The sequence below is a fragment of the Micromonospora sp. L31 genome (genome assembly GCF_052068075.1).
GTDB classification, from domain to species: domain Bacteria; phylum Actinomycetota; class Actinomycetes; order Mycobacteriales; family Micromonosporaceae; genus Micromonospora; species Micromonospora purpureochromogenes.
Genome location: NZ_JBQHDC010000007.1, coordinates 92,730 through 117,816 on the forward strand (window position 1 = coordinate 92,730; position 25,087 = coordinate 117,816).

Annotated in this window: 26 protein-coding genes and 1 tRNA gene; 11 read left to right on the forward strand and 16 right to left on the reverse strand. The window is 72.8% G+C overall.

Annotated features, from left to right (window positions below):
• Positions 1 to 85: 85 nt before the first annotated feature.
• Together ACTMS9_RS20240 and ACTMS9_RS20245 are read right to left on the reverse strand one after the other, a co-directional pair.
• Positions 86 to 550 (reverse strand): hypothetical protein, encoded by a 465-nt coding sequence (locus ACTMS9_RS20240; protein WP_441142052.1) that lies wholly within the window; start codon positions 548 to 550, stop codon positions 86 to 88.
• Between the two features lie 127 nt (positions 551 to 677).
• Complete coding sequence (locus ACTMS9_RS20245) at positions 678 to 2,477, reverse strand: NAD-binding protein (protein WP_441165696.1); 1,800 nt, start codon at positions 2,475 to 2,477, stop codon at positions 678 to 680.
• Positions 2,478 to 2,564: 87 nt separating this feature from the next.
• Between ACTMS9_RS20245 and ACTMS9_RS20250 the strand changes: the two genes are divergently transcribed.
• The 3 genes from ACTMS9_RS20250 (at position 2,565) to ACTMS9_RS20260 (ending at position 5,366) form a co-directional block, all read left to right on the forward strand.
• Positions 2,565 to 3,056, forward strand: a complete 492-nt coding sequence (locus ACTMS9_RS20250) for an MSMEG_6728 family protein (RefSeq protein WP_441142050.1) — start codon at positions 2,565 to 2,567, stop codon at positions 3,054 to 3,056.
• Between the two features lie 38 nt (positions 3,057 to 3,094).
• Positions 3,095 to 4,621: a hydroxysqualene dehydroxylase gene (locus ACTMS9_RS20255; protein WP_441165697.1), complete on the forward strand. Its 1,527-nt coding sequence runs from the start codon at positions 3,095 to 3,097 to the stop codon at positions 4,619 to 4,621.
• Between the two features lie 301 nt (positions 4,622 to 4,922).
• The gene (locus ACTMS9_RS20260; RefSeq protein WP_154941475.1) at positions 4,923 to 5,366 is read left to right on the forward strand and encodes an HNH endonuclease; all 444 of its coding nucleotides are present in this window, start codon (positions 4,923 to 4,925) and stop codon (positions 5,364 to 5,366) included.
• A 77-nt stretch (positions 5,367 to 5,443) separates the two neighbouring features.
• Here the strand turns inward: ACTMS9_RS20260 and ACTMS9_RS20265 are convergent, their stop codons facing one another.
• Positions 5,444 to 6,064 carry a TetR/AcrR family transcriptional regulator gene (locus ACTMS9_RS20265; protein WP_441142048.1) on the reverse strand — a complete coding sequence of 207 codons (621 nt, stop codon included), beginning with the start codon at positions 6,062 to 6,064 and terminating at the stop codon, positions 5,444 to 5,446.
• 71 nt (positions 6,065 to 6,135) lie between these two features.
• Here ACTMS9_RS20265 and ACTMS9_RS20270 point away from each other — a divergent pair, with 71 nt between their 5' ends.
• A complete protein-coding gene (locus ACTMS9_RS20270) occupies positions 6,136 to 6,726 on the forward strand; it encodes a peroxiredoxin-like family protein (RefSeq protein WP_441142047.1) in 591 nt (196 codons plus the stop codon).
• A 151-nt stretch (positions 6,727 to 6,877) separates the two neighbouring features.
• Here ACTMS9_RS20270 and ACTMS9_RS20275 read toward each other — a convergent pair whose 3' ends face one another.
• The 3 genes from ACTMS9_RS20275 to ACTMS9_RS20285 form a co-directional block, all read right to left on the reverse strand.
• The gene (locus tag ACTMS9_RS20275; protein WP_441142046.1) at positions 6,878 to 7,054 is read right to left on the reverse strand and encodes a DUF6228 family protein; all 177 of its coding nucleotides are present in this window, start codon (positions 7,052 to 7,054) and stop codon (positions 6,878 to 6,880) included.
• Positions 7,055 to 7,216: 162 nt separating this feature from the next.
• Positions 7,217 to 7,984, reverse strand: a complete 768-nt coding sequence (locus tag ACTMS9_RS20280) for an enoyl-CoA hydratase/isomerase family protein (RefSeq protein WP_441142045.1) — start codon at positions 7,982 to 7,984, stop codon at positions 7,217 to 7,219.
• A 111-nt stretch (positions 7,985 to 8,095) separates the two neighbouring features.
• Positions 8,096 to 10,483: a M4 family metallopeptidase gene (locus tag ACTMS9_RS20285; protein WP_441165698.1), complete on the reverse strand. Its 2,388-nt coding sequence runs from the start codon at positions 10,481 to 10,483 to the stop codon at positions 8,096 to 8,098.
• 205 nt (positions 10,484 to 10,688) lie between these two features.
• On the opposite strand from ACTMS9_RS20285, the gene ACTMS9_RS20290 reads away from it, so the two are divergent.
• Positions 10,689 to 11,174, forward strand: a complete 486-nt coding sequence (locus tag ACTMS9_RS20290) for a hypothetical protein (RefSeq protein WP_441165699.1) — start codon at positions 10,689 to 10,691, stop codon at positions 11,172 to 11,174.
• 7 nt (positions 11,175 to 11,181) lie between these two features.
• On the opposite strand, the gene ACTMS9_RS20295 is transcribed toward ACTMS9_RS20290, so the two are convergent.
• The gene (locus ACTMS9_RS20295; protein ID WP_441165700.1) at positions 11,182 to 12,066 is read right to left on the reverse strand and encodes a LysR family transcriptional regulator; all 885 of its coding nucleotides are present in this window, start codon (positions 12,064 to 12,066) and stop codon (positions 11,182 to 11,184) included.
• 72 nt (positions 12,067 to 12,138) lie between these two features.
• On the opposite strand from ACTMS9_RS20295, the gene ACTMS9_RS20300 reads away from it, so the two are divergent.
• The gene (locus tag ACTMS9_RS20300) at positions 12,139 to 12,801 is read left to right on the forward strand and encodes a type 1 glutamine amidotransferase domain-containing protein (RefSeq protein ID WP_280839972.1); all 663 of its coding nucleotides are present in this window, start codon (positions 12,139 to 12,141) and stop codon (positions 12,799 to 12,801) included.
• An 80-nt stretch (positions 12,802 to 12,881) separates the two neighbouring features.
• Here the strand turns inward: ACTMS9_RS20300 and ACTMS9_RS20305 are convergent, their stop codons facing one another.
• The 5 genes from ACTMS9_RS20305 to ACTMS9_RS20325 form a co-directional block, all read right to left on the reverse strand.
• On the reverse strand, positions 12,882 to 13,307 hold the full coding sequence (locus ACTMS9_RS20305) for an ASCH domain-containing protein (protein ID WP_441165701.1): 426 nt from the start codon (positions 13,305 to 13,307) through the stop codon (positions 12,882 to 12,884).
• A gap of 29 nt (positions 13,308 to 13,336) precedes the next feature.
• Entirely contained in the window at positions 13,337 to 13,951 is a 615-nt protein-coding gene (locus ACTMS9_RS20310) for a histidine phosphatase family protein (RefSeq protein WP_210773737.1), read from the reverse strand.
• A 72-nt stretch (positions 13,952 to 14,023) separates the two neighbouring features.
• The gene (locus ACTMS9_RS20315) at positions 14,024 to 14,689 is read right to left on the reverse strand and encodes a DUF998 domain-containing protein (protein WP_441142040.1); all 666 of its coding nucleotides are present in this window, start codon (positions 14,687 to 14,689) and stop codon (positions 14,024 to 14,026) included.
• A gap of 13 nt (positions 14,690 to 14,702) precedes the next feature.
• A complete protein-coding gene (locus tag ACTMS9_RS20320) occupies positions 14,703 to 15,122 on the reverse strand; it encodes a VOC family protein (RefSeq protein ID WP_088964361.1) in 420 nt (139 codons plus the stop codon).
• Between the two features lie 35 nt (positions 15,123 to 15,157).
• Positions 15,158 to 15,562 carry a helix-turn-helix domain-containing protein gene (locus ACTMS9_RS20325; protein ID WP_441142039.1) on the reverse strand — a complete coding sequence of 135 codons (405 nt, stop codon included), beginning with the start codon at positions 15,560 to 15,562 and terminating at the stop codon, positions 15,158 to 15,160.
• Positions 15,563 to 15,667: 105 nt separating this feature from the next.
• On the opposite strand from ACTMS9_RS20325, the gene ACTMS9_RS20330 reads away from it, so the two are divergent.
• The gene (locus tag ACTMS9_RS20330) at positions 15,668 to 15,895 is read left to right on the forward strand and encodes a hypothetical protein (protein ID WP_441142038.1); all 228 of its coding nucleotides are present in this window, start codon (positions 15,668 to 15,670) and stop codon (positions 15,893 to 15,895) included.
• 43 nt (positions 15,896 to 15,938) lie between these two features.
• Here ACTMS9_RS20330 and ACTMS9_RS20335 read toward each other — a convergent pair whose 3' ends face one another.
• Positions 15,939 to 18,620: a helix-turn-helix transcriptional regulator gene (locus ACTMS9_RS20335; RefSeq protein WP_441165702.1), complete on the reverse strand. Its 2,682-nt coding sequence runs from the start codon at positions 18,618 to 18,620 to the stop codon at positions 15,939 to 15,941.
• A 99-nt stretch (positions 18,621 to 18,719) separates the two neighbouring features.
• Between ACTMS9_RS20335 and ACTMS9_RS20340 the strand changes: the two genes are divergently transcribed.
• From ACTMS9_RS20340 to ACTMS9_RS20350, 3 genes are all read left to right on the forward strand, one after another.
• Positions 18,720 to 19,130, forward strand: coding sequence for a hypothetical protein (locus tag ACTMS9_RS20340; protein ID WP_441142036.1), 411 nt, complete (start codon positions 18,720 to 18,722; stop codon positions 19,128 to 19,130).
• 167 nt (positions 19,131 to 19,297) lie between these two features.
• Entirely contained in the window at positions 19,298 to 19,783 is a 486-nt protein-coding gene (locus ACTMS9_RS20345) for a hypothetical protein (RefSeq protein ID WP_441165703.1), read from the forward strand.
• A 113-nt stretch (positions 19,784 to 19,896) separates the two neighbouring features.
• A complete protein-coding gene (locus tag ACTMS9_RS20350; RefSeq protein ID WP_441165704.1) occupies positions 19,897 to 20,460 on the forward strand; it encodes a hypothetical protein in 564 nt (187 codons plus the stop codon).
• A gap of 261 nt (positions 20,461 to 20,721) precedes the next feature.
• Here ACTMS9_RS20350 and ACTMS9_RS20355 read toward each other — a convergent pair.
• Positions 20,722 to 20,795, reverse strand: a tRNA-Thr gene (locus ACTMS9_RS20355).
• Positions 20,796 to 21,161: 366 nt separating this feature from the next.
• Here ACTMS9_RS20355 and ACTMS9_RS20360 point away from each other — a divergent pair.
• Positions 21,162 to 22,253, forward strand: coding sequence for an ABC transporter ATP-binding protein (locus ACTMS9_RS20360; RefSeq protein ID WP_441142033.1), 1,092 nt, complete (start codon positions 21,162 to 21,164; stop codon positions 22,251 to 22,253).
• 83 nt (positions 22,254 to 22,336) lie between these two features.
• Here ACTMS9_RS20360 and rlmB read toward each other — a convergent pair whose 3' ends face one another.
• Together rlmB and cysS are read right to left on the reverse strand one after the other, a co-directional pair.
• Positions 22,337 to 23,464 (reverse strand): 23S rRNA (guanosine(2251)-2'-O)-methyltransferase RlmB, encoded by a 1,128-nt coding sequence (gene rlmB, locus ACTMS9_RS20365; protein WP_357608131.1) that lies wholly within the window; start codon positions 23,462 to 23,464, stop codon positions 22,337 to 22,339.
• Positions 23,464 to 24,879 (reverse strand): cysteine--tRNA ligase, encoded by a 1,416-nt coding sequence (gene cysS, locus ACTMS9_RS20370; protein ID WP_441142032.1) that lies wholly within the window; start codon positions 24,877 to 24,879, stop codon positions 23,464 to 23,466. Before cysS ends, rlmB begins: the two co-directional genes overlap by 1 nt.
• Positions 24,880 to 25,087 lie beyond the last annotated feature (208 nt).

Genomic DNA, 25,087 nt, shown 5'->3' on the forward strand with positions numbered 1-25,087 from the left:
CCTCGGGAGTCTGGGGTCCAACCGACGGATGCAACAAGTCATCCGTTCAGACAATCCTGAGAGGAGCCTGGGAAGACGGCTCCCCTCAGGAGGCGAGCGCGGCGATCAGCTCTCGCGATTTCTGCTGCGCGACTTGCGGGCTATTTGCCTCCACAACGGACACGTTGCTCGACGCGTTTCCACCATTGATTCCCACGAAGCGGACAGTTGGGAATCTTGCCCCTCCAGCCCGCAATGCGCCCACCGGTGCCGCACCCACGGTGAGAATAAGATCACAACGGCTCTGCACCAGACTGGCGAGGTACGTCTCGGCGTTCTCGGGCGTCTGCGGGCCGCTCACCTCGAGGTACTGGATCTTGACGTGGGTGGCCAGCGACGCCTCCTGCATGCCGGCCCAGACCGGGACCGCCTCCGGCGCCGCGACACCCTTCTCTCCCGTGAGCAGGCACGCCGTCTCCGCCCGGTACTCGCGCTGGCGCGGCGGCGGCGCGGCGGCCGGCCACAGCGCCCACGCCAGCACACCGGCGACCACCACGAGCACGGCGACCATCGCCCACCACGGCGGGCGCGCCCTCAACCACGACGGGAGAGCGCCCGCCCGCCCGGCACGCTGCTGTTCCCGGATCCGACGTCCCAAGCCTCCACCAAGCACGGCGAGAGACTACGCGTCGCGGAATTCAGTCCTGGCCCTCCCGGGGTACCGGCGCGGCCGGGGCGGCCGGCGCGGGCGGAACCGCCGGCGGTGGCGGGGTGGACTCGCGCAGCAGCGCGGCGAGCCCGGCCCGGCGGGCCACCACGGTCAGCCGGTCCCCCGCCGAAATCACCATCCGCGGGTCGGCCTTCCAGTCGGTCCTCTGCCCCAAGCGGGTGTGCGCGAGCAGGCGCACCTCGCCGGGGCGGGCCACGGCGGCCAGCGGCCGGCCGTCCAGCGGCGCGCCGGCCACCACCGGCACCTCCACCACCAGCAGCGCGTGCCGGTCGACCGGGATGGTGGCGATCACCGCCCGGTCCAGCAGCGCCGCCGCGAACGCGGGCGCGGCCAGGTACGACACGCTGCGCGAGATGCCGATCCCGAACGCCTGCTGGATCCGCTCGGCGAAGTCGCCGTCGAAGAGCCGCAGCACCACCCGCAGCTCGGCGTTGAGTCCCCGGGCATTGAGCGCGGCGCGCAGGTTGACCCCGTCGTCGGTGGAGACCACCACCAGCGCCTGGCAGGTCTCCACCGAGGCGGACCGCAGGGTCTCCTCCCGGGCCGCGTCCCCGACGATCAGCGGTACGCCCAGCCGACGGGCCAGCGCCGCGCCGCGCGCCTCGGCGGTCCGGTCGATCGCGACCACCTCGACGCCGAAGTCACGCAGCTGGGCCATCACCCGGGTGCCGATGTTGCCCAGCCCCACCACCACGACGTGCCCGGTGCGCTGCGGCTGGATCCGGCCGGCGTGCAGGGCGAGCCGGGCGTTGACGATGCCGTCCACCACCACGGCGGTGATCAGCGGGATCAGCGCCAGCCCGGCGAGGTTGAGCACCACCTGCATGATCTGCGCGGCGGCCGGCTTGGTGACGTCCGGATCCTGGCCGCTGAGTGTGGTGACCAGGGTCAGGTAGAGCGCCTCGGTCCAGCTCACGTCCACCGCGCGGGAGTTGAGCCAGCCGAGCACCGCGATCACCGCGAGCAGCACCATCACCGCGATCCCGATCTTGCGGGTGGCGAAGCTGCGGACCGCCCGGAGCAGCACCGCGACCGGCTGCCGGCGGCGGCGGGCCCGGACCAGCCGGCGGGCCGCCAGCTCGGTGCCGGCCGGCTGGCCGGTCGCCTCGGCGAGCACCACGTCGGCCGCCGGCTCGTCGGCGGGCAGCACGCGGACCAGGGCCGGATCCGTGGTGACGGCCAGGCCGCAGACCACGTCGCGGGCGCGTACGTCCTCGCGGCGGGCCACGTAGAGGGTGCGCCCGGCGTGCCGGAAATGGGTGGGGGCGACCTCACCGAGAGCGGCGGCCACGAACGCGGGGGCGGCGATCGAGGCGTCGGAGAGCACCGCCGAGTCGGGAAAGAGCTCGCGCAGGCCGTTGGCCAGGCTGGTGTTGAACATGCGCACCACCAGGCGCAGCCGGGGCTCGACCTCCTGGGCGCAGAGCGCCGCGTGCATGTTGCCCACGTCGTCCTGCTGCAGCAGGGCCAGCCCGTCCGCGCCGGCCAGGCCGGCCCGGCGGAAGGCGGCCTCGTCGAGCCGGTCGGCGCGGACCACCTGGATGCCGTCGACGTCGCGGCCGTCCGGCCCCTCGGAGCGACGGCGCTCGGGCACGATGAGCGTGATGCGGACCCGGCCCTGCGCCAGCTCGGTGGCGAGCAGCGCCTTGACCACCCAGTAGGCGAGCGGGTCGTTGCCGCAGACGACGTAGTGCGGCCGCGTCTCGCCGTTGGCCCGTAACCGCCAGCCGGTCGCGCGGCGCGCGCGGTCGCGCAGGGGTTCCGCCATGACCGGATCGTAGTCAGCCGGTCGCACCGGGCGCAGCCCCGCTGATCATGAGCGCATGTCGGGGCGTACGGCGGGTAGTGCAGCGACATGCAGACGTTCCTCCCGTACCCGGACTTCCTGGCGAGCGCCCGGACGCTGGACCAGAAGCGGCTGGGCAAGCAGCGGGTGGAGACCATCCAGGTGCTGCGCGGGCTGACCCGGCCCACCTACGGCTGGCGCAACCATCCGGCGGTGAAGATGTGGGCCGGCTACGAGGAGGCGCTGACCCGGTACGGGCTGGACATGTGCGCGGTCTGGTGCGAGCCGGGCCGGGCGGACACCTGCGCCGGCACCATGACCACCGACCTGGCCGCCGCCTGCGGGATCGAGCGGGTCCGAACCCAGGCCGAGCTGGCCGGGGCCGGCGAGCTGCCACCCTGGCTGGGCCGAGAGGACCTGCACCTGAGCCACCGCTCGTCGCTGCTGCGCAAGGACCCGGAGCACTACCGGCCGCAGTTCGGCGACATCCCGCCCGACCTGGAGTACGTCTGGCCCGCCTCGGACCGGGAACGGCGCTGTCTGCTGCCGTCCGAGAGCTGACCGGGCAGACTGAAATTTCTTCGGCCGGGAAGGTGCACATGGCGCTGTCACAGATGCTGGGCCGGCTCATCGGCGTACGGCAGCGGGTGCTCGACCCGGGCGGCGGTGGCGCCGCCCGGGTGCCGCGCCCGGTCGAGGCCGTGGTGGTCGGCGGCGGGATCGCCGGCATGTCCGCGGCGGTGGTGCTCGCCGAGCGGGGCGTGGCGGTGACCGTGCTGGAGGCCGCGCCGACGCTCGGCGGCCGGCTCGCCGCCTGGCCGGCGGCCCTGACCGACGGCACCCAGCTCATCGAGCACGGGTTCCACGCATTCTTCCGGCAGTACTACAACTGGCGGGCGATCCTGCGCCGGGTCGATCCGGGCCTGGGCTTCCTCAAGCCGGTCCCCGGGTACCCGATCCTGAGCGGGCAGTGGCCGACGGAGGAGTTCGGCCGGCTGCCGCCGGCCGCGCCGCTCAACCTGCTCGCCCTCGTGCTGCGCAGCCCCAGCCTGCGCCTGGCCGACCTGCGCCGGATGGACCGGCGCGCCGCGCTGCCGCTGTTCAGCTACCACCCGGAACGCACCTACGCCGAGTTCGACACCACCACCGCCGACCAGCTGCTGACCTCGCTGAAGCTGCCGGACCGGGCCCGGGCCATGCTCTTCGAGGTCTTCTCACACTCGTTCTTCAACCGCGAGGCGGAGATGTCGGCCGCCGAGATGATCGCCCAGTTCCACTTCTACCTGCTCGGCAACCCGGAGGGGCTGGCCTTCGACTGCCCGGACGAGGACTACGCGACGGCGATCTGGCAGCCGCTGACCCGGCACGTCGAGAAGCACGGCGGCCGGGTGGTCACCGAGGCCGCCGCCACCCGGCTGGACCGGGAGCCCGGCGGCTGGCGGGTGCGGACCGCGGACGGCTCGGCGTACCGCGCCGCGCACGTGGTGCTCGCCGTCGACCCGCCCGCACTGGCCGCCCTGGTCGCGGCCTCCCCCGGCCTGCCCGGGGCGGCACCCCGGCTGGTGGCGCGGATGCCCGCGTTCGGCCGGCCCGGTCCGCCGTACGCGGTGGCGCGGTACTGGATGGACGGGGACGTCCGCGCCGACCGGGCGGTGTTCAGCGGGGTGTCCCGGCAGCCCACCCTGGACTCGGTGACCCTCTACCACCGGCTGGAGAACTCCTCCCGCCGGTGGGCCGAGCGGACCGGCGGCTCGGTGCTGGAGTTGCACGCGTACGCCTGCGACGAGGGCGTGCCCGCCGAGGAGCTGGCCGAGCGGATGCGGGTCGAGCTGACCACGCTCTGGCCGGAGGCGGCCGGGCTGCGGGTCCGGGAGCTGCGCGCCCGGGTGGAGGCCCAGGCCCCGGCGTTCACCCCGGGCAGCCACGCCGACCGGCCGGGGGTACGCACCGACGCGAACGGCCTCTACCTGGCCGGCGACGGCATCCGGACGGAGTTCCCGAGCGCGCTGATGGAGCGCGCGGCGGCCACCGGCGTCATCGCCGCCAACCACATCCTGCGGGCCGAGGGCGCGGCTGCCGAGCCGGTCCGGTCCGTCCGGCCGCGCGGGCTGCTGGCCCGACGCTGAGCGGCCGGACCGGTCGGCTCTCCCCCGGGCGGGCATCGAAATGCGTTGCCGGCCCGCCCCGGCCCGCCCTACCGTGATCGCGCAAGGTCAACCAGCCCGCCGGGAGTCAGTCATGTCGTTGTCGCACGTCACGTGCGCGTGGTCGACGCTGCCGCTCGATGGTTGCCGAGCTGAAGGTCCCCGGGACGGGTGGCCCGACTGACGCGTGCCCGCACGCGCTCCAGCCGCCCGTCCCCCACCCGGACCGGGCGGCTTTTCGCTGTCCGGACCGGTCCGCCGCCGATCGTGAAGGGAGAGCCCGGTGGACGCCGTCCTCGTCATCAACGCCGACCTCGGCCCGCTGCACCGGGTCACCGTCCAGCACGCGATCCGGATGCTGTGCCGCCGGGTCGCCGAGATCCACGAGGCCGAGCCGGACCAGGTGATCGGGGTCTTCCCGGTTCCCCGGGTGGTCCGCCTCGTCCGGTACGTGGTCACCCGCTGGCGGTTCCACGCCGGGCCGGCCTGGTCCCGCGCCGCCGTGCTGCGGCGCGACGACCGGTGCTGCGCGTACTGCGGCGGCCCGGCCAGCACCATCGACCACATCCTGCCCCGCTCGCGCGGCGGCCGGAACACCTGGAAGAACACGACCGCCGCCTGCTACGCCTGCAACCAGCGCAAGGGCGACCGGACGCCGGCCGAGGCGGGCATGCCGCTGCGGCGCGAGCCGGTGACGCCGAGCTGGGCCGCGTTCGCCGGGCGGTGACCCGCCGGCCGGCGGGCACAGGGGGCCGCGTCGGAGGTACGCCTCCGGCGCGGCGCCCGCCGGTCCCTCCGCCCCGGTCAGTCGGCGGAGACGGCCAGGCCGCGCAGCAGTAGCTCGAGTCCGCCGTCGAACTCCACGTCCGGTCCCACCCGCCGGGCGTCGGCGGCGGTGGCCGACAGATGCGGGAACTCCGCCGGGGACAGTCCCGCCATCGCGTCGGTGCCGCTGCCCGAGAGCGGGCCCAGGTGTTCGAGCTGGATCGCGCCGACGGCGTACGCGAGCAGGGCGCGCAGCGCGACCACCCGGCGGGTGCCGGCGAAGCCCGCCTCGGCGAGGATGCCGAGCACGGTCTCCGTCCAGCGCAGCACGGTCGGCGACCGGTGCCGGTGCACGGGGAGCAGCGGCACCACGGCGGGATGTCCGCCGATCGCGGTTCGCATCCGCTGGACCAGCACGCCCACCCGGTCCTGCCAACTTTCGTCCGGCGGAGCGGCGGTGTCGACCATGGACAGCACCTCCTCCACGACCAGCGCCTCCAGTTCGTCCCGGTCGGCGACGTAGCGGTAGAGGGCCATCGGGCTGGTGCCCAACTCCTGGGCGACCGCTCGCATGGTGAGCGCGGGAAGCCCGTCGCGGTCGATGACGGCCAGCGCGGCCGAGGCGAGTTGGGCCGGGGTGAGTGAGCGGGGGCGAGGCATGGCCTTGACAGCGTACAACGTAAGCCTAACCCTGTAGGAGTACGTCGTACGCCTACGACAGGGAGGCAACCATGTCCCGCCCGTCCGCCCCCGGTTCGACCGTGTCCCGCCGTCGGCTCACCCCGGTCTCCGGGCCGCCGGTCGCCGTCCCCGATGCCGAACGCCTGGTCCACCTCCAGTTCCGCCGGTTCGCCGGCTGTCCGGTCTGCAACCTGCACCTGCGCTCGATCGTCCGCCGGCACGCCGAGATCGAGGCGGCCGGGGTACGCGAGGTCGTGGTCTTCCACTCCCCCGCCGACGAACTGCGGGAGCACACCGACGACCTGCCCTTCGCCGTCATCGCCGACCCCGACAAGCGGCTCTACCGCGAGTTCGGCGTCGAGCCGTCCGTGCGCGCACTGCTCAGCCCGCGCGCCTGGCTGCCGATCCTGCGTGCGGTGCTGCGCAGCTCGTGGGCCGTCCTGCGGGGCCGGGAGCGCCCACCGGCGGTCGTCCCGCACGGCGGGCGGTTCGGGCTCCCCGCCGACTTCCTGATCGCCCCGGACGGCTCGGTCCTGGCCAGCAGGCACGGCGAGCACGTCTACGACCAGTGGTCGGTCGACGAGCTGCTGAGGCTCGTCACGTCGCCTTCGACTCCGCCGGCTCCGGGGACCGGCGGCTGACGGACCCCCACACGTCCTCACCGCCGAAGCTCACTGCCGCCCGGACTGGCCGACGCGCCGGCGAGAGGGTTGCCGACGCTACAGACCTGATGTCGTGGACTCGGGTTTGGGAGGAACTCGCGGAGGTCGGCGGCGAGGCGTCGTCCCAGATTCAGACCTCCACCCCGGGAAGCTCGGCACGCAGACCGTCGGCCCGGGCCTCGACCGAGAAGCCGACGCCGTACTCGTCCGGGAAGCGACGGCTGTGCAGGCGGACGGACACGCCCGGATGCGCCTGGCATCGGATCGTCACGTCGAGCTTGTCGGCAGGCGGGCGAAGATGCGGCACGGCAGGGACGGTAGAGCCTCCCGGGTACGCCTGGCAGGCGCATTCCCGGCTCGACGTCGACCTGGCGATTCGTTCACGTCATCAGGTCCGTAGCGCCCGTGAGATGTCCGAGGGGGCCGGGGGCCGACCCCTGGTGTCGTACCGCGGATCAGGGCACGACGGTCAGGGGCGGTCGGACGGCGACCAGGTGAAGTTCGGCGCGCGGCGCTCGCGGTGGGCGGCGACCCCCTCGCGGGCCTCGCCGCTGTCCCGCACCTTCCGGTGCCACCAGGCGACCCGGGCCGGCGCGGCCCGGTCGTCGACGATCTCCTTGGCGGCGGCGACACTGAGCTGCGAGCGCTGCGCGATGGCGGTGGTGATCGCGGCCACCCGGCCGGCCAGGTCGTCGACCACCTCGTCCACCAGGCCGACCCGCAGCGCCCGCTCGGCGTCGATCAGCTCGGCGGTGAAGAGCAGGAACTTCGCCGTCGCCGGGCCGACCAGCCGGGTCAGCCGGCGGGTGGTCGGGGCCGGGTAGACCAGCCCGAGCCGGGCCGGCGGCACGCCGAAGCGGGCGTCCGGGGCGGCGACCCGCAGGTCGCAGGCCACGGCGAGCTGGCAACCACCGCCGACGCAGGGCCCCTGCACGGCGGCGACCGTCGGCTTGGCGAAGGCGGCCAGCCGTTCCTCGGCGACGACCGCGATGCTGTGGTCGCCGGCGTCCAGCAACTCGTCCAGGTCGCCCAGGTCGGCGCCGGCGCAGAAGGTGCCGTCCGCGCCGGTGAGCACCAGGGCGCGTACCGCCGGGTCGGCCTCCAGGGCGTCGAGCAGCACCGGCAGCCGCCGCCACATGTCCGGGGTCATCGCGTTGCGCCGGGCCGGGTTCCGGATCGTCACCGTCGCCACCGCGCCGGTCACCTCGACGGTCAGCTCCGCGTCCGACACCGACACCACCCCTTCCGCCGGCCGGCCCGCGCCGACCCGGTCCGGCGACCATAACGGCGCGGGCCCGACGACCACCCGCGAGGGGTGGCCGCCGGGCCCGCCGACGGCGAGGTCAGGTCAGGAGACGTTGACCGCGGTGTCGTCGACCACGAAGGACGTCTGGAGCGAGGAGTCCTCGGTGCCGGTGAACTTCAGGGTGACGGTCTGGCCGGCGTACGAGGCCAGCGAGAACGACTTCTGCGAGTACCCGGCGGCCTTGTTCAGGTTCGAGTAGGTCGCCAGGGTCGCCAGCACCGTCCCGGAGGAGTTGAGCACCTGCACCTTGAACGTGTCGTACGCGGTGCCGGTGGTGGTCTCCGCCGAGTCGATGTGCAGCCAGAAGGTGAAGTTGTACGACGTGCACCCGGCCGGCAGGGTCACCGCCTGCGAGAGCGTGTCGGTGTGGGTGCTGCCGTAGCCGTCCAGCCAGGCGTTGCGGGTGCCGGTACGGGCGGGCTGGCCGGTGAACGAGCCGATGACGCCCGAGGTCGACGCCCACGGGGTGGTGCCGGACTCGAAGCCGGGGTTGCCGAGCTTCTGGCCGGCGCCGGTGCAGCCGCCACCGGTGCCGTTGACGGTCAGCGTGTAGGTCGCCGTCCGGTTCACCGAGCCGGCGCCGGTCACGGTCACCGGGTAGGTGCCGGCCGGGGTGCCGGCCGAGGTGGCGATGGTGAGGGTCGACGAGCCGCCCGAGGTGACCGAGGTCGGGTTGAACGTGGCGGTGGCGCCGGTCGGCAGGCCGGACGCGGAGAACGTCACGGTCTGCGCGGTGCCACCGGTGGTGGCGGTGGCGACGGTGGTCGAGACCGAGCCGCCCGCGGTCACCGAGCCGGAGGTCGGGGAGAGCGAGACGGAGAAGTCGTTACCGGTCGACGAGCAGGGCGCGTCGTTGCCGGAGACGGCCACCGCGGTCCACGCCGCCTGGACGGCCTTGTACTCGGTGGAGCAGTTGCCGTACAGGTCGGTCGCCGCGCGCAACGTGTAGGCCCGAGCGGTGTTCGACGGCGTGGTGGTGTTGACGTACGAGGTGTTAGAGGTGAAGTACACGTCCAGGGCGCGGTACCAGATCTTCTCCGCCTTGGCCCGGCCGATGCCCGTCACCGCCGGCGCGGTGCCGCAGACCGGCGAGGTGCCGTACGGGGTGGCGCCGGTGCCCTCGGCCAGGTTGAAGAAGAAGTGGTTGGCCGGGCCGGACGAGTAGTGCACGTCTTTGTTCTTGGTGCTGGTGGTCCAGCAACGGTCGGACGAGCCGTCAAGCGCCGGGTCGTACATGTAGCGCAGCGGCGTACCGTTGCCGTTGATGTTGATCTTCTCGCCGACCTGGTAGTCACCCGGGTCGGCCGTGGTGTTGGCGTAGAACTCGACCATGCTGCCGAAGATGTCGCTGGTGGCCTCGTTGATGCCGCCGGACTCGCCGGAGTAGGTCAGGCCGCCGGACACCAGGCTCTCGGTCACACCGTGGGCCATCTCGTGACCGGCCACGTCGAGCGAGACCAGCGGGCGGGAGTTGCCGGAACCGTCGCCGTACGTCATCTGGGAGCCGTCCCAGAAGGCGTTGACGTAGTTGTTGCCGTAGTGCACCCGGCTGGGCACCCCGCGGCCGTCGCCGAAGATGCCGTTGCGGCCGTGCACGTTCTTGAAGTAGTCGAACGTCTTGGCCGCGCCGAAGTGCGCGTCGACGGCGGCGCGCTGGCGGGTGTTGGTGTCACCCCAGCTGTTGTCCGTGTTGGTGAACGTCGTGCAGGTCGACGTGCCCTGGTTCATGTCGCAGGTGGAGCCGTTGCCGTGCGACGGGTCGATCATCTGGTACGTGCTGCCGGAGAGCGTGGTGTCGATGGCGACCGTGCCGGAGTAGACGCTCTGGCCCGTGCCGGCGACCATCTCGATCTCGTCGTACGAGCCGATCACCTTGCCGTTGACGGCGTCGCTGATGACGTGCAGCCGGGACGGGGTCTGGCCGTCGGTGTGCCACCCGGAGAGCACCGTCTCGTAGGCGAGGCGGCCGGTGCCGGAGCTGGCGTCGACGAAGAGCTCCGGGGCGCCGACGCTCTCCAGCTTGCCGGAGAACGCCTTCCTGGCCGTCGCCTTGGCTCTGGCCGGCGTGACCTTCGGCGCGGTGCCGAGGGTGAGCGGCGCGGCGAGGCCGACCGAGGAGCCGGCGTAGCCGCCGGTGGGCGTCGTGTGGATGACGAAGTCGCCACCGTAGACGCGCAGGCCCTGGTAGGTCCGGGTGTAGCGGGTGTGCGCCGCGCCGTTCGCGTCCACCTTCGTGCGAACCGCCTGGTACGACTCTCCGCTGACGCCCTGGACGGCGCCGGGGTTGTTGCGGAGCAGGCTTTCGGCGCGAGTTGCGGGTGAGGTGTCCGGTGCGGGGGCGCTAGGGGCCGCCTGCGCTGCGGTGGCGACCCAGGTCAGCATGCCGCTGGTAAGCAGCGCTGCGCTGACGGCGGCGAGGGTTCTTCTCACGTGCCCTCCTGACAAGGAAAGATGTGACGGGGGTAGTCACGCATGTAAATATGCAGATACATCGAAGAAAAGAGAAGGGGGAAGCGCTTCCATCCCGCGACACTGGCCGAACGGAGGATGAGCCCTGGTGAGGGAACCCGGCGGCGTCGATGCACGTCCGAACGGCATGAGATCATCCGTCCTGGCCATTGTCAAGATCGTAACTGTGGCCAGCCTCCTGACCGGCTGCTCAGCAACCGGTTCCGGTTCACCTGCGCCGGCGACGGGCACCCCCACCGGTGGGACCGCCACGGCCACGCCGGGCACCGCCACGCCGGGCGGCACCGCCAGCGGCGCCCCCGCCGCGACCGCCTCCCGGGTGACGCTGACCCGCAGCGGCGGCATCGCGGGCGGCGCGGACACGGTCACCGTGGAACCGGACGGCCGGTGGACGGCGACCGGTCGCACCGGCGCGACCCGGACCGGTCAGCTCTCCCCGGCCGATCTCGACCGGCTGCGCGCGCTGGCGGGCAGCGCCCCCAGCGGCGGCGGCCCCGCCCGCCCCGACGTGCGCTGCGCGGACACCTACACCTACCGGCTGACCATCGGCGCGAACCCGGTCGAGTGGACCGACTGCGCGAGCGGCCCCCAGCCGCCGGCCGCCGCCTCCGCCCTGGCCGACCTCCTGCTCCGGGCCGGCGCCCTGCGGTGACGCCGGGCTACCAGCCGGCCGCCGCCGCCAGCAGCGCCCGCCGCACGGCCTGCACCTCGCGCCGCCCCGCCACCGCCGGCCGGGCGGCCAGGAAGAGCGTGTTGAGCGGCGGCACCGCCGGGCTCGACAGCGGACGCAGCGCGCCGGAGGCCAGCTCACTGCGACACAGGTACGTCGGCAGCACGCTCGCCCCGGCGCCGGCCACCACGGCCGCCAGCACCGCGCGCAGATCGGCCACCACCAGGCTGGGCGTACGGGTGAGTCGGGTGTCGAAGACCGTCCGCCACCAGCGACGCAGGATCGGCGCCTCCTCCGCGTAGGCGACCAGCGGCACGTCCCGCAGGGCCTGCGGGGTCACCGGGTCCGGCAGCCGCTCGCCCCAGGCGGGCGCGGCGACCAGCGCGAACTCCTCGTCGTAGAGCGGCTCGACGGCGAGCCCCCGCCGCCGGGGGCGCACGCTGCTCACCACCAGGTCGAGCCGGCCGGCGGCGACGTCGTCCAGGAGCTGCTCGGGCAGCCCCGCGGAGACCCGCAGCTCCAGACCCTCGGCGACCAGGCCGGCCACCGCCGGCAGCGCCAGCTCCGCGAGGAACTCGGCCGGCCCGCCGAGGAAGACCGTCCGCGGGTACGGCGTGGCCGTGTCGTCGGCGAGCACGGCGTCGAGGCGGTCCAGCGGATCGGCCACCCGGCGGGCCAGTTCGTCGCCGGCCGGGGTGGGCAGCACGCCCCTCGGCACCCGGTCGAAGAGCGGCCGGCCCACCGCCTCCTCCAGCGCGCGGATCTGGGCGGTGACCGTCGGCTGGGCCAGCCCGAGCAGTTCCGCGGCGGCGGTGATCGAACCGGACCGGTGCACGGCCAGGAAGCTGCGGAGCAGGTCGAGCGACACCTTCACATCAGCAAACCTATCGCTGCTGTGTCGTTCGCCTATTGGTCAGCTATGGATTCGCGCGCCAGCATGGTCGACATGACACGTGCACTCATCGCTCTGACCAGCCACCGCCAGCTCGGCACCACCGGCCGCGAGACCGGCTTCTACGTCGGGGAGGCCGCGGAGCCGTGGGAGGTGTTCCGGGCCGCCGGCTGGGACGTCGACCTGGTCTCGGTGGCCGGCGGCCAGCCGCCGCTGGACGGCCGGGACGAGAACGACCGGACCCAGAACGACTTCCTGGCCACCGCCGGCGTGGAGCACACCCCGAAGGCCGCGGACGTCGACCCGACCGGGTACGACGTGATCGTCTTCGCCGGCGGTCACGGCACCATGTGGGACTTCCCGAACGACCCGGACCTGGCGCGCATCGCCGCGACCGTCTACGAGCGGGGCGGGGTCGTCTCGGCGGTCTGCCACGGCCCGTCCGCGCTGGTGAACCTGAAGCTCTCCGACGGCTCCCACCTGGTGGCGGGCAAGCGGGTGGCCGGCTTCACCAACGACGAGGAGAACGCCGTCGGCCTCAGCGACGAGGTCCCCTTCCTGCTGGCCGACAAGCTCACCGAGGCCGGTGCCGTCCACGTACCGGCGCCGAACTTCACCGAGCACGTCGTCGTCGACGGCCGCCTGGTCACGGGCCAGAACCCGCAGTCCGCCCGGGCCATGGCCGAAGCCGTCGTCAGGACCGTCGCCTCCCGCTGACCCCCTCGGCGGGCGCGGACGCCCGGACGGAGTGGCTGTTCCCGGTGGAACGGCCACTCCTTCCGGGGACGGTTCGGCCGTCAGAGGCGCTGGAGGAGGCGGAAGCGTACGGCGACCGCGAGGGTGTCGTCGGTGACGGTGAAGTCGGGGTCGCCGAGCCAGCCCCGGTAGTCGGGGCCGTGCCAGTACGTCTCGTGCCCGGCGCGCCAGGCGGCGACGGAGTCGTACCCCTCGCCCTCGTCCCGGGCGTGGTCCAGGTCGACGTCGCCGAGCCGGACGAGGCGTACCTCGGTCAGCTCGATGACCGCGACCGGACGGTCGGCGGAATCGACCACCACCGAGCGGGCACCGACCACCGGCAGCGGCTCGCCGTCGCGCTCGTGGTCCTGGAACAGACCGGTGGTGGAGGTCTTCGCGACGGAAAGGACGGCCGCGACGAGCTGGTCCCGCAGCGGCCCCGGGAAGGCGAACTCGGTCTTCGGCAGGTCGGGCGGCGGCGTCGTCATCCGGCGACCGTAGCCGGCACCGCGCCCGGTCACACCCGATAATCGCTGGGCAGTCCGGTGCCGCGCAGCTCGGGCGGCAGGTGGGACACGTCGTTGAAGGCGATCAGGCTGGGCGGCCCGGTCGAGCTGTAGCGGATCACGGTCAGCCCGGCATTGTGGTGGTTGAGGCCCAGCCAGCGCCGCTCCGGGGCGCCCAGGGCGTGCCGGACCAGCCAGGCGATCAGGAAGTTGTGCGTGATCACCAGCTCGCGGACGTCACCGTCGAGCGGGGCGGTGGCGAACCGGGCGACGGCCTCCGCCGCCAGTCGCGGCCCGTCGGCCCGCTCGCGCGCCGAGAAGCCGGCCAGGAAACTCGCGTACGTCACCGGCAGCCCGGCCGGGTCGGTGTCGTGCGGCAGGTGATCGCCGGCCAGCTCCGTCGCGTACACCGGGACCGTCGGCAGTGACCCGGCGACCAGCTCCGCGGTCTCGACGGCCCGGCGCAGCGGGCCGTGGTGGACGGCGCGCAACGGTACGGCCCGCAGTCGCTGACCGAGCAGCGCCGCCTGCCGGCGGCCCCGCTCTGAGAGCCCCACCTCCGGCGACTCGATCTCCGGGCGGTCCTGCTCGCCGTGCCGGGCCAGGTAGAGCAGCCGGGTGGCCATCGTCGTCTCCTCGTGCGGCCGGGAGGCGCGATGCTAACCCGCGCCTCCCGGCCGTCGCCGCCCCGATCACGCTCAGCGAGGCGACCGTCGCAGCGCCGCCACGAACGTCGCGGTCACCCAGGCCCAGCCGGCGGTCACCGCCAGACCGAAGGCGACCATGGCCACCGGGCCGGGCCGGACCATCAGCGCGCCCCAGGCGAGCGCGAAGAACACCCCGGTCGCGATGCTGGTGACGGCCCACACCCGGTCGCCGTCGCGGGCGGCCCGGCGGCCGGCGACGACGGTCGCCACGATCAGCGACCCGAAGGCGACCGCCGCCGCGAGGAAGTGCAGCCCGCCGTGCCAGCTGATCTGCCCGGGCCCGCGCGGCGTGCCGGCCGGGAAGCCGTCGGCCGGGTCGGCGCTGAAGACCCCGGCCGCCATCAGGCCGAACCCCCAGAGGGCGAGCAGCCGGGGCAGCCAGGTCGAGCCGGTCACCGGCCGGCGGCGCACCGCGGCGGCGGCGCCGACGCAGAGCGCACCGGTGGCCAGGAAGGTGGCGATCTGGAGCCAACCCAGGTCGCCCGTGCTCAACATGCTGACCGGGTGCCGCCGGAAGTCGAAGCCGTCCCGGGTGAGGCCCTGGGCCAGCGCGGACACGGCGAAGACCGGGCCGGCGAGGATGCCGCCGACCAGCAGGGCCCGGTCCCGGCCGAGGGCGGCCGGTCCGGCGGCGGGCAGGGTGATCGCGTCGGTCACGGCCCCGCTCCCGTCAGGCCCGGGGGAACATCTGGCCGATACGGATCTTGTTGCCGAACGGGTCCCGGATGCCGAAGTCGATCCCGTACGGGCGCTCCTCCGGCTCGTCGGTGATCTCGACGCCCTTGGCGACCAGGTCCTCGTGCGTCTTGCGGGCGTCGTCGGTGGTCATGAAGAGGTAGCCACCCAGCGCCCCCTTGGTGAGCAGCTCCCGGACCTGCTCGGCGGTGGCCGGGTCCAGCGCGGGCGGCCCCGGCTTCTCCAGCAGGATCTCGCGCTCCGGGTCGCCGGGCAGGTTGACCGTGAGCCAGCGCATGAAGCCGAGGTCCTGGTCGGTGTTGACCTCCATGCCGAGCTTGCCGACGTAGAAGTCGAGGGCCTCGTCCTGGTCGAGGACGTAGATCTGGGAGCGGCTGATCGCGTTCATCGTCATGCCCATCACGCTAGAGGGTGGGCCTGACCTGCCGCTTATCCAAAACTGCTGGGTCTGGTCCAGGCCTTGGCGAAGCAGCTCGGCACGGTCGCGGCGGCGGCCGACCGGCGCCTGCGGAAGTCGCTCGGCGACTCGCCGACGATCTGCCGGAACGTCCGGCTGAACGTCCCGAGGCTGCTGAAGCCGACCGCGAAGCAGATGTCGGTGACGTCCCGCTCGCTCTCGATCAGCATCGACATCGCGCGCTCCACCCGCCGCCGTTGCAGGTAGCGGTGCGGGGTCTCGCCGAAGGTGGCGCGGAAGGTCCGGATGAAGTGCGCCTCGGAGACGAGCGCTATCCGGGCCAGCGCCGGGATGTCCAGCGGCTCGGCGTACGCCCGGTCCATGGCGTCCCGGGCGCGCAGCATGGCCCGGTTCGACTCCTCCACCGCACGACTCATCGGCCCCCACCCGTCGTCCCCGCCGTCAGCGCCAGGCTATCGCCGTCGCCTGCCACCGGCACCGAGGGACAACGCAACGTTATCTATCGATGCAACAATCTTATTGTGAACGAGGTTTCCCAATTCCCCACCGTCCGGTACTTCGCCACGGCGAACCCCGTCGGGCCCGGCCAGGACGACGTACCGGCGCTGCTCCGGCGGGTCGCGGACACCATCGAGGAGCTCGGGCCGGTGTGGATCCAGGACGTGACCTTCGAGAACGAGATCAACGAACACGGTGACTGGTACTCGCTCACCGTCTACTTCCACGAGGAGTCGAACGGCGGCGAGTGAGGCGGTTCCCACGCGCGGCCGCCCGCCACCGGCGGCGCGGGCGTCAGCAGTCGATCGACGAGGACCGGACGATGGCGGCCAGCTGGGACCGGGAGGTGATGCCCAGCTTGGGGAACGCCTTGTAGAGGTGGTAGCCGACCGTCCGCGGGCTGAGGAAGAGCTGGGCGCCGATGTCGCGGTTGGAGGCGCCACCGGCCGCCAGCCGTACGACTTCCCGTTCCTGGGGCGTGAGGACACTGAGCGGGTCGCCGGCCCTGCGGGGCGCGGCCGGCACGTCCCCGGTCGCACGCAGCTCGGCACGGGCCCGCCCGGCCCACAGCTCCGCACCGAGCCGATCGAAAATCTCCAGTGCGCCACGTAGCTGCGCCCGGGCGTCCGCCCGCCTTCGGACCCGTCGCAGCCACTCGCCGTAGGCGAGCCGCGTCCTCGCCTGTTCGTATGGTTGATCGCCGCTCTCGTGGACACGAACGGCCGCCACGAAGTGCGCTTCATCCTGCTCGACGAGGGCCCGGCAGCGTAGGGCGATCGCGTCCGATGCCGGCTGACCGACGTGCCGCGCCCAGGTCAGGTAGCGCTCCAGCGGCTCCTTGGCCCGTTCCGGCTGGTCACTGCGGACGGCTGCCTCGATCTGGTCGGCGGCGCAGAGGACGCCGATTCCCGTCGGCGGGATGGCCGCCAACTGCCGCAGGGCGGCGTCCGGGTGTCCCAGGCCGAGTTCGAGCCGGCCGAGCGCCCAGCGCCCGATGCTCGCGGCGAGAACCAGCCCCTGGTCGTCGGCTCGCCGGACACCTTCCTCGGCCTTCTCGCGACACCCCGGCACGTCCGCCTGATGGGCGAGCACCCAGGCGATGCAGCTGGTGAGGTGGGTGACCCGGTGCTCGTGACCCAGCTCCGTCGCCAGCCGCAGCCCCGCGTCGAGCGTCGCCAGCGCCTCGCCGTACGAGCCGAGCAACCCCTGTGCGAACCCATGGTCCTGCAGCGCGAAAGCCAGCCAGCCGATCATGCCGCTCTGCTGGCATTCCGCCACCACCCGTCCGGTGATCTCTTCGCAGCGGGCGGCACGGCCCGCGGGAAGGCAGACAGCGGCGGTGAAGGTCAGCCCGGGCACGCCCAGCCCGGCGAGCGCAGGTAGGTCGAGCACCTCGCTGATGAGCTTGATCCCGCCGGGGATGTCGCCGCGCAGCAGCCGGGTCAGCCCGATCGCCTGGCTGGCCAGCGGCGAACCGGGAAGCGCATGGAGCTTCGCGGCGGCCTGCTCCGCCAGCCGCGGGTCGCCCGCGAACCAGGCGCAGCGGACGGCCTCCACCAGCAGCCAGTGCGCCTGCTCGGTGGCGTGGGCGGCTACGCGCGGGACGGTGTCCATGATGATGCGGCCCGCCGCCAGCGGGGTGCCCAACTCGAACTCGCGATGGGCGCGTACCTGGGTCAGCGCCAGGATCATCGTGGGGTCGTCCACGTCGGGGGTGGCGCTGTCGGCGAGTGCGGCGGCACGGCGCATCAGGCCGGCGTCGCTCGCGGCCAGCGCGGCGGCGGCCAGCCGCGCGGATCGGCGTACCGGATCGGCGGTGAGCTCCGCGGCTCGTTCGTAGGCGGCCGCCATCGCGGCATGGCCGCCACGGGTACGGGCGCGGCCCGCCGCCTCCTCCAACTGTTCCGCGACGTCCTCGTCGGGACCGAGCGCGGCGGCGGCCAGGTGCCAGGTCCGCCGGTCAGCGGCATCCGGCGCGGTCGAGCTGGTCAGCGCGTCGGCAAGGGCGCGATGTACGGCGAGGCGTCGGCTGACGGAAGCGCTGTGATAGGCGGCAGCCCTGATCAGGGGATGACGGAAACCGACCATCGACCCGCTGATCTCGATCAGCCGGCTCCGCTCGGCCGCTTCGAGACCGGGGAGGGACGCGCCGGCCGCGACCAGCGTCGCAAGCTCACCGGAGCCGCCCGCCGCCGCGATCAGCAGCGCGGTGCGCGCGTGCTCGGGAAGCTCCGCCATCTGCGCGTGGAACGCCGCCTGGACGCGATCGGCCACCGGCATCGCACCCACCGGCGACAGTCGTCCCGCCCGCTGTTCGGGGCTGAGCGCGGCGGGCAACTCGATGAGCGCCAGCGGGTTGCCGTCCGACTCCTGGATGAGGCGCTCCCGCACCTGGGGCGGAAGGTCGGCGGGGAGCAGGGCGGCGGCCGCGGTGCCGTCCAGGCCACCCAGCCGCAGCTCGCCAAGCCCCGGGGCAGGGAAATCCGGGCGAGCGGCGAAGATCATGGCGATGCCGTCCGCCTCGAGTCGGCGCGCGGCGAAGACGAGGGCGTCGGTGGACGCCTGGTCGAACCACTGCGCGTCGTCGATGAGACAGAGCAGCGCGCCGTCCCCGGCCAGCTCGGACAGCAGGCTCAGCGTGGCCAGTCCGACCAGGAACCGGCTTTCCGGCGGGGCGTCGCCCAACCCCAGTGCACCGCGGAGCGCGGCGGCCTGCGGGTCGGGCAGCGCGTGGATCCGGTCGAGCCCGGTGCGCAGAAGCAGGTGGAGTGCGGCGAACGGCAGTGCCGCCTCGGACTCGATACCGACGCCGCGCAACACCCGCATGCCGGCTGCCCGCCCGGCGGCGTACTCGAGGAGCGCCGACTTGCCGATCCCCGCCGGGCCGCGCATCACCAACGTGCCGCTGTGACCGTTCCGGGCGCCTTCCAACAGCCGTTCGATCTGCGCCTGTTCCCTGGCCCGCCCGTGCAGCACGCCTGGCAACCTACCGTCACGACGACTGATTCGCCGATCGCGCCGACCTCCGTAGCTTCGTGATCACACGCACGTCAGCACCACGAAGGGACCTCCGAGATGGTTACCGCCGCCAGCACCGTCCAGACCGCCGACGACGCCAAGCTGCTCCGCTTCGCCCTCAAGCAGGACGCGATCGGCTCGGGTGCCAACGGAGTCGTCTACCTCGCCGCCGCGGCGATCTTCGGCGAGATGTTCGGCCTTCCCGCCGCGTTCCTCTACCCGATCGGCGCGTTTCTGGTCGCTTTCGCGGCCGCTCTGCTCTCCCTCGCGTCGAAGCCGACAGTGAGCAGGCCCGCCGTGGGTGTCGTGATCGCTGTCAACATCGCATGGGTGGTCGCGAGCGTGGAGCTGCTCATCGCCGGGTGGTTCCCGCTGACCGGCCTTGGCACCGCACTTGTGATCGCACAGGCGGTGGTGGTCGCCGGCTTCACCGCTCTGCAGCTCGCCGGTCTCCGCAGGACGGTCTGAATCCGCTGCGCCTCCGGTGCCCGCCCGGGGACGAGCGGGCACCGGTGCGCGTCGGGACGCTGGAGCCACCGCCAGGGTGGCATCGACGCTGAGGGCGGGATGTAACAAGGACCTGATCAGCCGCGCCTGTAGCGAGGTGAAGTCACGCCTGGATGAAGGGCACGGCTGTGTCTGATGTTTCCGCGATCGCGCGCGAGCGGGCAGCGCTGACGACCATTGCCGACGCGATCGTGGCAGCGTCCGTCGGTCGCGGCCTGTGGGTGGCCCTGGACTGCCCGAATACCCACCTTGCCCTTGTCGACCACCTGGCGCAGGCGTTGCACGCTCGCGGCCGGGCCTGCCGTTGTCTACCCAACGAGCCGAACCCCGACGACGCAGGCGGCTCGCCGCGGGATCGGCAGGAGCACGGTTCGACCATCGTCGTGATCACGAGCGGGTTGGCCACCGAGACCGACCGCTTCGCACAGCGCGTCAACATCAGCGTGACTGCCCCTACCACCAGGGCACCCGGCGGGAACGCCGGCTACCGAGAGACTGGCGGCGCCCCTTCGGGGGAGAGCGGTGAACCCCACATCATCCTCGACTACGGGGATCCCGGCGGGCCCGTCATCCGCTACCTGGCGTCCCACCTGACGACAGGCGACGGGCAGTGACGCCTCGGCGCTCTGCCCCGTCCACTCCAATGTGAAGTTTCCTCCAAAGGTTTGCCCTGCCAGCCGCGGGTAGGAACTGGACGCAAGGCAACCGACAAGGAAGGAAACAGCTCATGCGCTTAGCACGCCTCGGCACCACTGTCGCTGCGCTCGCGGCGGGAGCGGGTCTCGTCCTCGGCGGGGCCGGAGTGGCTCAGGCCGCCCCGGTGACGCAGCAGGCTCCGGCCGTCGCACCCGCCGCGTCCGCGTTGCCCACCCCGGTCACGGGGAGCTTCACTGACGCTCTCGGCGGTACCGGCACCTTCGCCGGTACGTTCACGCCCACTCGTTTCGTCAACCAGAACGGCCAGCTCGCCGCCGTCGGCACGCTCACCGGCACCCTGACCAACTCGGTGGGGACCACGCTCGGCACCGTGACGCAGCAGGTCACCACGCCCCTGCAGGCCAGCGGTACCTGCGACATCCTGCACCTGAACCTCGGGCCGCTGGATCTTGACCTGCTCGGCCTTCAGGTCCACCTGGACGAGGTCGTGCTGGACATCACCGCCCAGCAGGGTCCGGGCAACCTTCTCGGCAACCTGCTCTGCGCGGTCGCCGGCCTGCTCGACAACCCTGGCGGTGGCGCGCTGAACGGCGTCGTCGCCCTGCTCAACCGGATCCTGTCCCTGCTCGGCTGAGCATCAATACCGCACCACTCGGGGAGCTGAGGGTAAAGGCCGCCGGCAACAGCCGGCGGCCTTTACCGCGTCCGCGGCGAGCTGGTCGGTCTTCGCTGGTCGGATGTCGACCTGGCCGAGGGCGCACTGCGAGTTGAGCAGACCGTGCAGCCGGTTGCCCGTCAGGCGCTCGGCAAGCTCCACGGGCGGCTGTCCTGCCCCCGGCTGCTGTCAACCGGTCGGCATGCGGCAGCGTCCGGTGGAACTGCCTGGTGGAATCGGAGCCCCCGGCCGGGATCGAACCGGCGACATCTCGCTTACAAGGCGAGTGCTCTGGCCAGCTGAGCTACAGGGGCGCGTGCGTCGACGTCAGCATAGCGACTGGTGTCCGGAAATCCCGCTCGGCAGGTGTCCCGAGCACGGAAAACGTCAATTTCCCGACCCCCGGGTCCGACGCATCGCCGTGGCTCACGCGGCCGCCTGTGCCGATTGATGCCCGGCCGTGCCCGACTGCCCGGAATGCGTATGCGGTCGATCCCACCCGCTGTCCCCTGTCTTGGCAGGGTCGGGAAAGCCGTTTACCGTGCAGTGACACGGACGACACCCCTGATCGGCTCCGGCCGCCCGGGGGACGTCGCCCGAGGACCGGCACCGAGGGTGCCGGTGGCTCCTTCACTCGGATCGTCCGGCACGTTCCTGCCGGTGAAAGGAAGCGCACCACCATGGCTACGGTCACGTACGCGAAGGCGTCCCGGATCTACCCGGGCACCGAACGCCCCGCGGTCAACCAGCTCGACCTCCAGATCGGCGACGGGGAGTTCCTCGTCCTGGTCGGCCCGTCGGGTTGCGGTAAGTCCACCAGCCTGCGGATGCTCGCCGGCCTCGAGGACGTCGACGACGGCGCGATCTACATCGACGACCGGGACGTCACCCACCTGCCGCCGAAGGCCCGCGACATCGCGATGGTCTTCCAGAACTACGCCCTCTACCCGCACATGTCGGTGTACGAGAACATGGCGTTCGCGCTGAAGCTGCGCAAGACCTCCAAGGACGAGATCGACCGGCGGGTCAAGGAGGCGGCGGGGCTGCTCCAGCTGGAGGAGTTCCTCAACCGCAAGCCGAAGGCGCTCTCCGGTGGCCAGCGCCAGCGGGTGGCCATGGGCCGCGCGATCGTCCGCGAGCCGCAGGTCTTCCTCATGGACGAGCCGCTGTCGAACCTCGACGCCAAGCTCCGGGTGCAGACCCGTACCCAGATCGCCTCGCTGCAGGCCAAGCTCGGCATCACCACGGTCTACGTCACGCACGACCAGGTCGAGGCGATGACGATGGGTCACCGGGTGGCGGTCATGCTCGACGGCGTGCTCCAGCAGGTGGACACCCCCCGTGCGCTGTACGACACCCCGGCCAACGTCTTCGTCGCCGGCTTCATGGGCTCCCCCGCCATGAACATCAAGACCGTGCCGCTGAACGAGCAGGGCGCCGCCTTCGCCGACCTGCAGATCCCGCTCACCCGGGAGCAGATCGCCGCGGCCAAGGAGGAGGGTGGCGACGGCAAGGTGACCGTCGGCTTCCGCCCGGAGGACTGCGACCTGGTCAGCCCGACCGAGGGCGGCATGCCGGTCGTGGTCGAGCTGGTCGAGGACCTCGGCTCGGACGCCAACGTCTACGGGCACGCCGCGCTCGAGGGCGCGAACGAGCGGTTCGTCGTCCGCACCGACCGGCGCACCATGCCGAACATGGGTGACACCGTGTTCGTCAAGCCGCGCGCCGGACGCAGTCACGTCTTCCACGCCGTCACCGGCAAGCGGATCTGACGTACCGGCTGCACTGACGTACGCGAAAGGGGCGGTCCGCTTCGGCGGGCCGCCCCTTTCTCGTCTGCGCGTGCGCGGGTGGGTCAGACCTCGGCGGCGCGGCGCCGGGCCACCTCGGCGAGGGTGACCGCGGCGGCGACGCTGGCGTTCAGCGACTCCACGTCGGAGATCATCGGGATGCTGACGGTCAGGTCGCAGGTCTCGCCGACCAGCCGGGACAGCCCGCGCCCCTCCGAGCCGACCACCACGACCAGCGGGCCGACGGCGGCTTCCAGGTCGTACAGGTCGGTTTCGCCGTCGGCGTCCAGGCCGACCACCATGAAGCCGGCGTCCTGGCAGGCCTTCAGCGCCCGGGTCAGGTTGGTGACCTGGGCGACCGGCACCCGCGCGGCCGCGCCGGCGCTGGTCCGCCAGGCGGTCGCGGTGATCCCGGCGGCCCGCCGCTCGGGTACGAAGACGCCCTGCGCGCCGAACGCGGCGGCGGAGCGGATCACCGCACCCAGGTTGCGCGGGTCGGTGACCCCGTCGAGGGCCACCAGCAGCGGGGCGGTGTGCTCCACCGACGCGGCGATCAGGTCCTCGAACGGCTCGTAGGCGAACGGCGGCACCTGGAGGCCGACGCCCTGGTGCAGCACGCCGCCGGTCATCCGGTCCAGCTCCGCGCGACTGATCTCCAGGATGGCGATGCCCCGGTCGGCGGCGGTCCGGATGATCTCGTTGACCCGGTCGTCCGCGTCCATGCCCTGCGCGGTGTAGAGCGCGGTCGCCGGCACCTGCGCGCGCAGCGACTCCAGCACCGGGTTGCGGCCGACCAGCAGCTCCGGGGTGTCCTTGGCCGGGTTGGACTTGCGCCCCGGCGCGACCCGCGGGCCGGTCCGGCCGGCGGGCTTGCCGCCCCGACCGCCGGTGGGACGACCCGCCGGAACGCCCCGGCCACCACCCTTGCCCCAGGTGGTGTCCTTGCTGCCCGGCTGACCGATCTTGGGCGCGCGCCCCTCCTCGGCCGCCGCGCGGCGCTCCTTGTCCTGCTTCCAGGCGGTGCGCTGCGGCAGCTTCTCGGTGCCCGAGTACGCCTTGTGCCAGGGCCGCTCGTCGGCGGGCAGGGTCCTGCCCCGGCCGGCCAGAGCGTCCTTGCCCTTGCCGCCGGTGCCCTTCGGGGCGCCCGCCTTCGGCGTCAGTCGCCGGCCACGGCGCTGTGAGTTGCCGGCCATCAGTCCTGCTCTCCAATAGTCCAACGGGGGCCCTGGGGGGTGTCCTCCACCACCACGCCGGCCTGCTTGAGCTGGTCGCGTACGGCGTCGGCGGCGGCCCAGTCCTTGCGGCCGCGGGCCTGGGCACGCTGCTCCAGGGCCAGCGCGACCAGGGAGTCGACCACGCCGCGTAGGTCGTCGGCGCGGTCGCCGCCGGTCCATGCCGGGTCCAGCGGGTCAACCCCCAGGATATCCAGCATGGCGCGAGTGGAGGCCAGGGTCGTGCGGACGGTCACATCGTCGCCGGCGGTCAGCGCGGTGTTGCCGTCCCGGACCACCTCGTGCAGCACCGCGAGGGCGGCGGAGGTGTTCAGGTCGTCGTCCATCGCCGCGACGAAGCCAGTCGGCAGCTCGCCGAGCTGCCCGCCGCCGACCCGCTCGGCGGCCCGCTGGACGAAGCCCTCGATCCTCCGGTACGCCACCGCGGCCTCGCGCAGCGCGTCCTCCGAGTAGTCGATCCGGGAGCGGTAGTGCGCGGCGGCGTAGTAGTAGCGCAGTTCCACCGGGCGCACCCCGAGCGAGTCGACGTACGTCAGGTCGAGGGCGTTGCCGAGCGACTTGCCCATCTTGGCGCCGCCGATGCTGAGCAGGCCGTGGTGCACCCAGTACCGGGCGAAGGGCATCCCGGCGGCCTGGGACTGGGCGATCTCGTTCTCGTGGTGCGGGAACGTCAGGTCCAGCCCGCCGCCGTGGATGTCGAACTCGGCACCCAGGTAGCGCCAGCACATCGCCGAGCACTCGATGTGCCAGCCGGGGCGGCCCCGGCCCCACGGCGACGGCCAGTAGGCGTCGGCCGGCTCGTCCGGCTTGGCGCCCTTCCAGAGCGCGAAGTCGCGCGGGTCGCGCTTGCCGCGCTCGGGGGCGTCCCCGGCGGACTGCATGTCGTCGGGCGACTGCCCGGACAACGACCCGTACGCCGGCCAGGAGGCCACGTCGAAGTAGACGTCGCCGGAGCCGTCGGTGGCCGGGTAGGCGTGCCCGGTCTCGATCAGCTCGGCGATCAGCTGGTGCATCTCCGGGATGTGCCCCGTGGCGCGCGGCTCGTACGTCGGCGGCAGCACGTTCAGCGCCCGGTACGACTCGGCCAGGATCAGCTCGTTGGCGTACGCGATGGACCAGAACGGGCGGCCCTGCTCCATCGCCTTGACCAGGATCTTGTCGTCGATGTCGGTCACGTTGCGGATGAAGTTGACCTCGTAGCCGGCGGTGAGCAGCCAGCGGCGCAGCACGTCGTAGTTGACGCCGGAGCGAAGGTGGCCGATGTGCGGCGGGGCCTGGAGGGTGAGACCACACAGGTAGACCCCCACCTTGCCGGCTTCCCGCGGGACGAAGTCCCGCACCGATCGGGTGGCGGTGTCATACAGGCGTAGCGTCACCGTACAAGGGTAGCCGTCCACGCATTCCGGGGTCGCCCGGAGCCGGGTCGTACGCTGCGTGCTGTGGAGACGACGGCGAGGTCCGGCGAGCCCGGGGACGCGGCGGTCCGGGCCGGAGCCGGTGCGACGGAACGGGTCGGCGTCGGGGCCCCGGAGCGGGACGGCGTCGGGGCGCCGGAACGGCTCGGCGTCGGTGCGACGGAGCGGG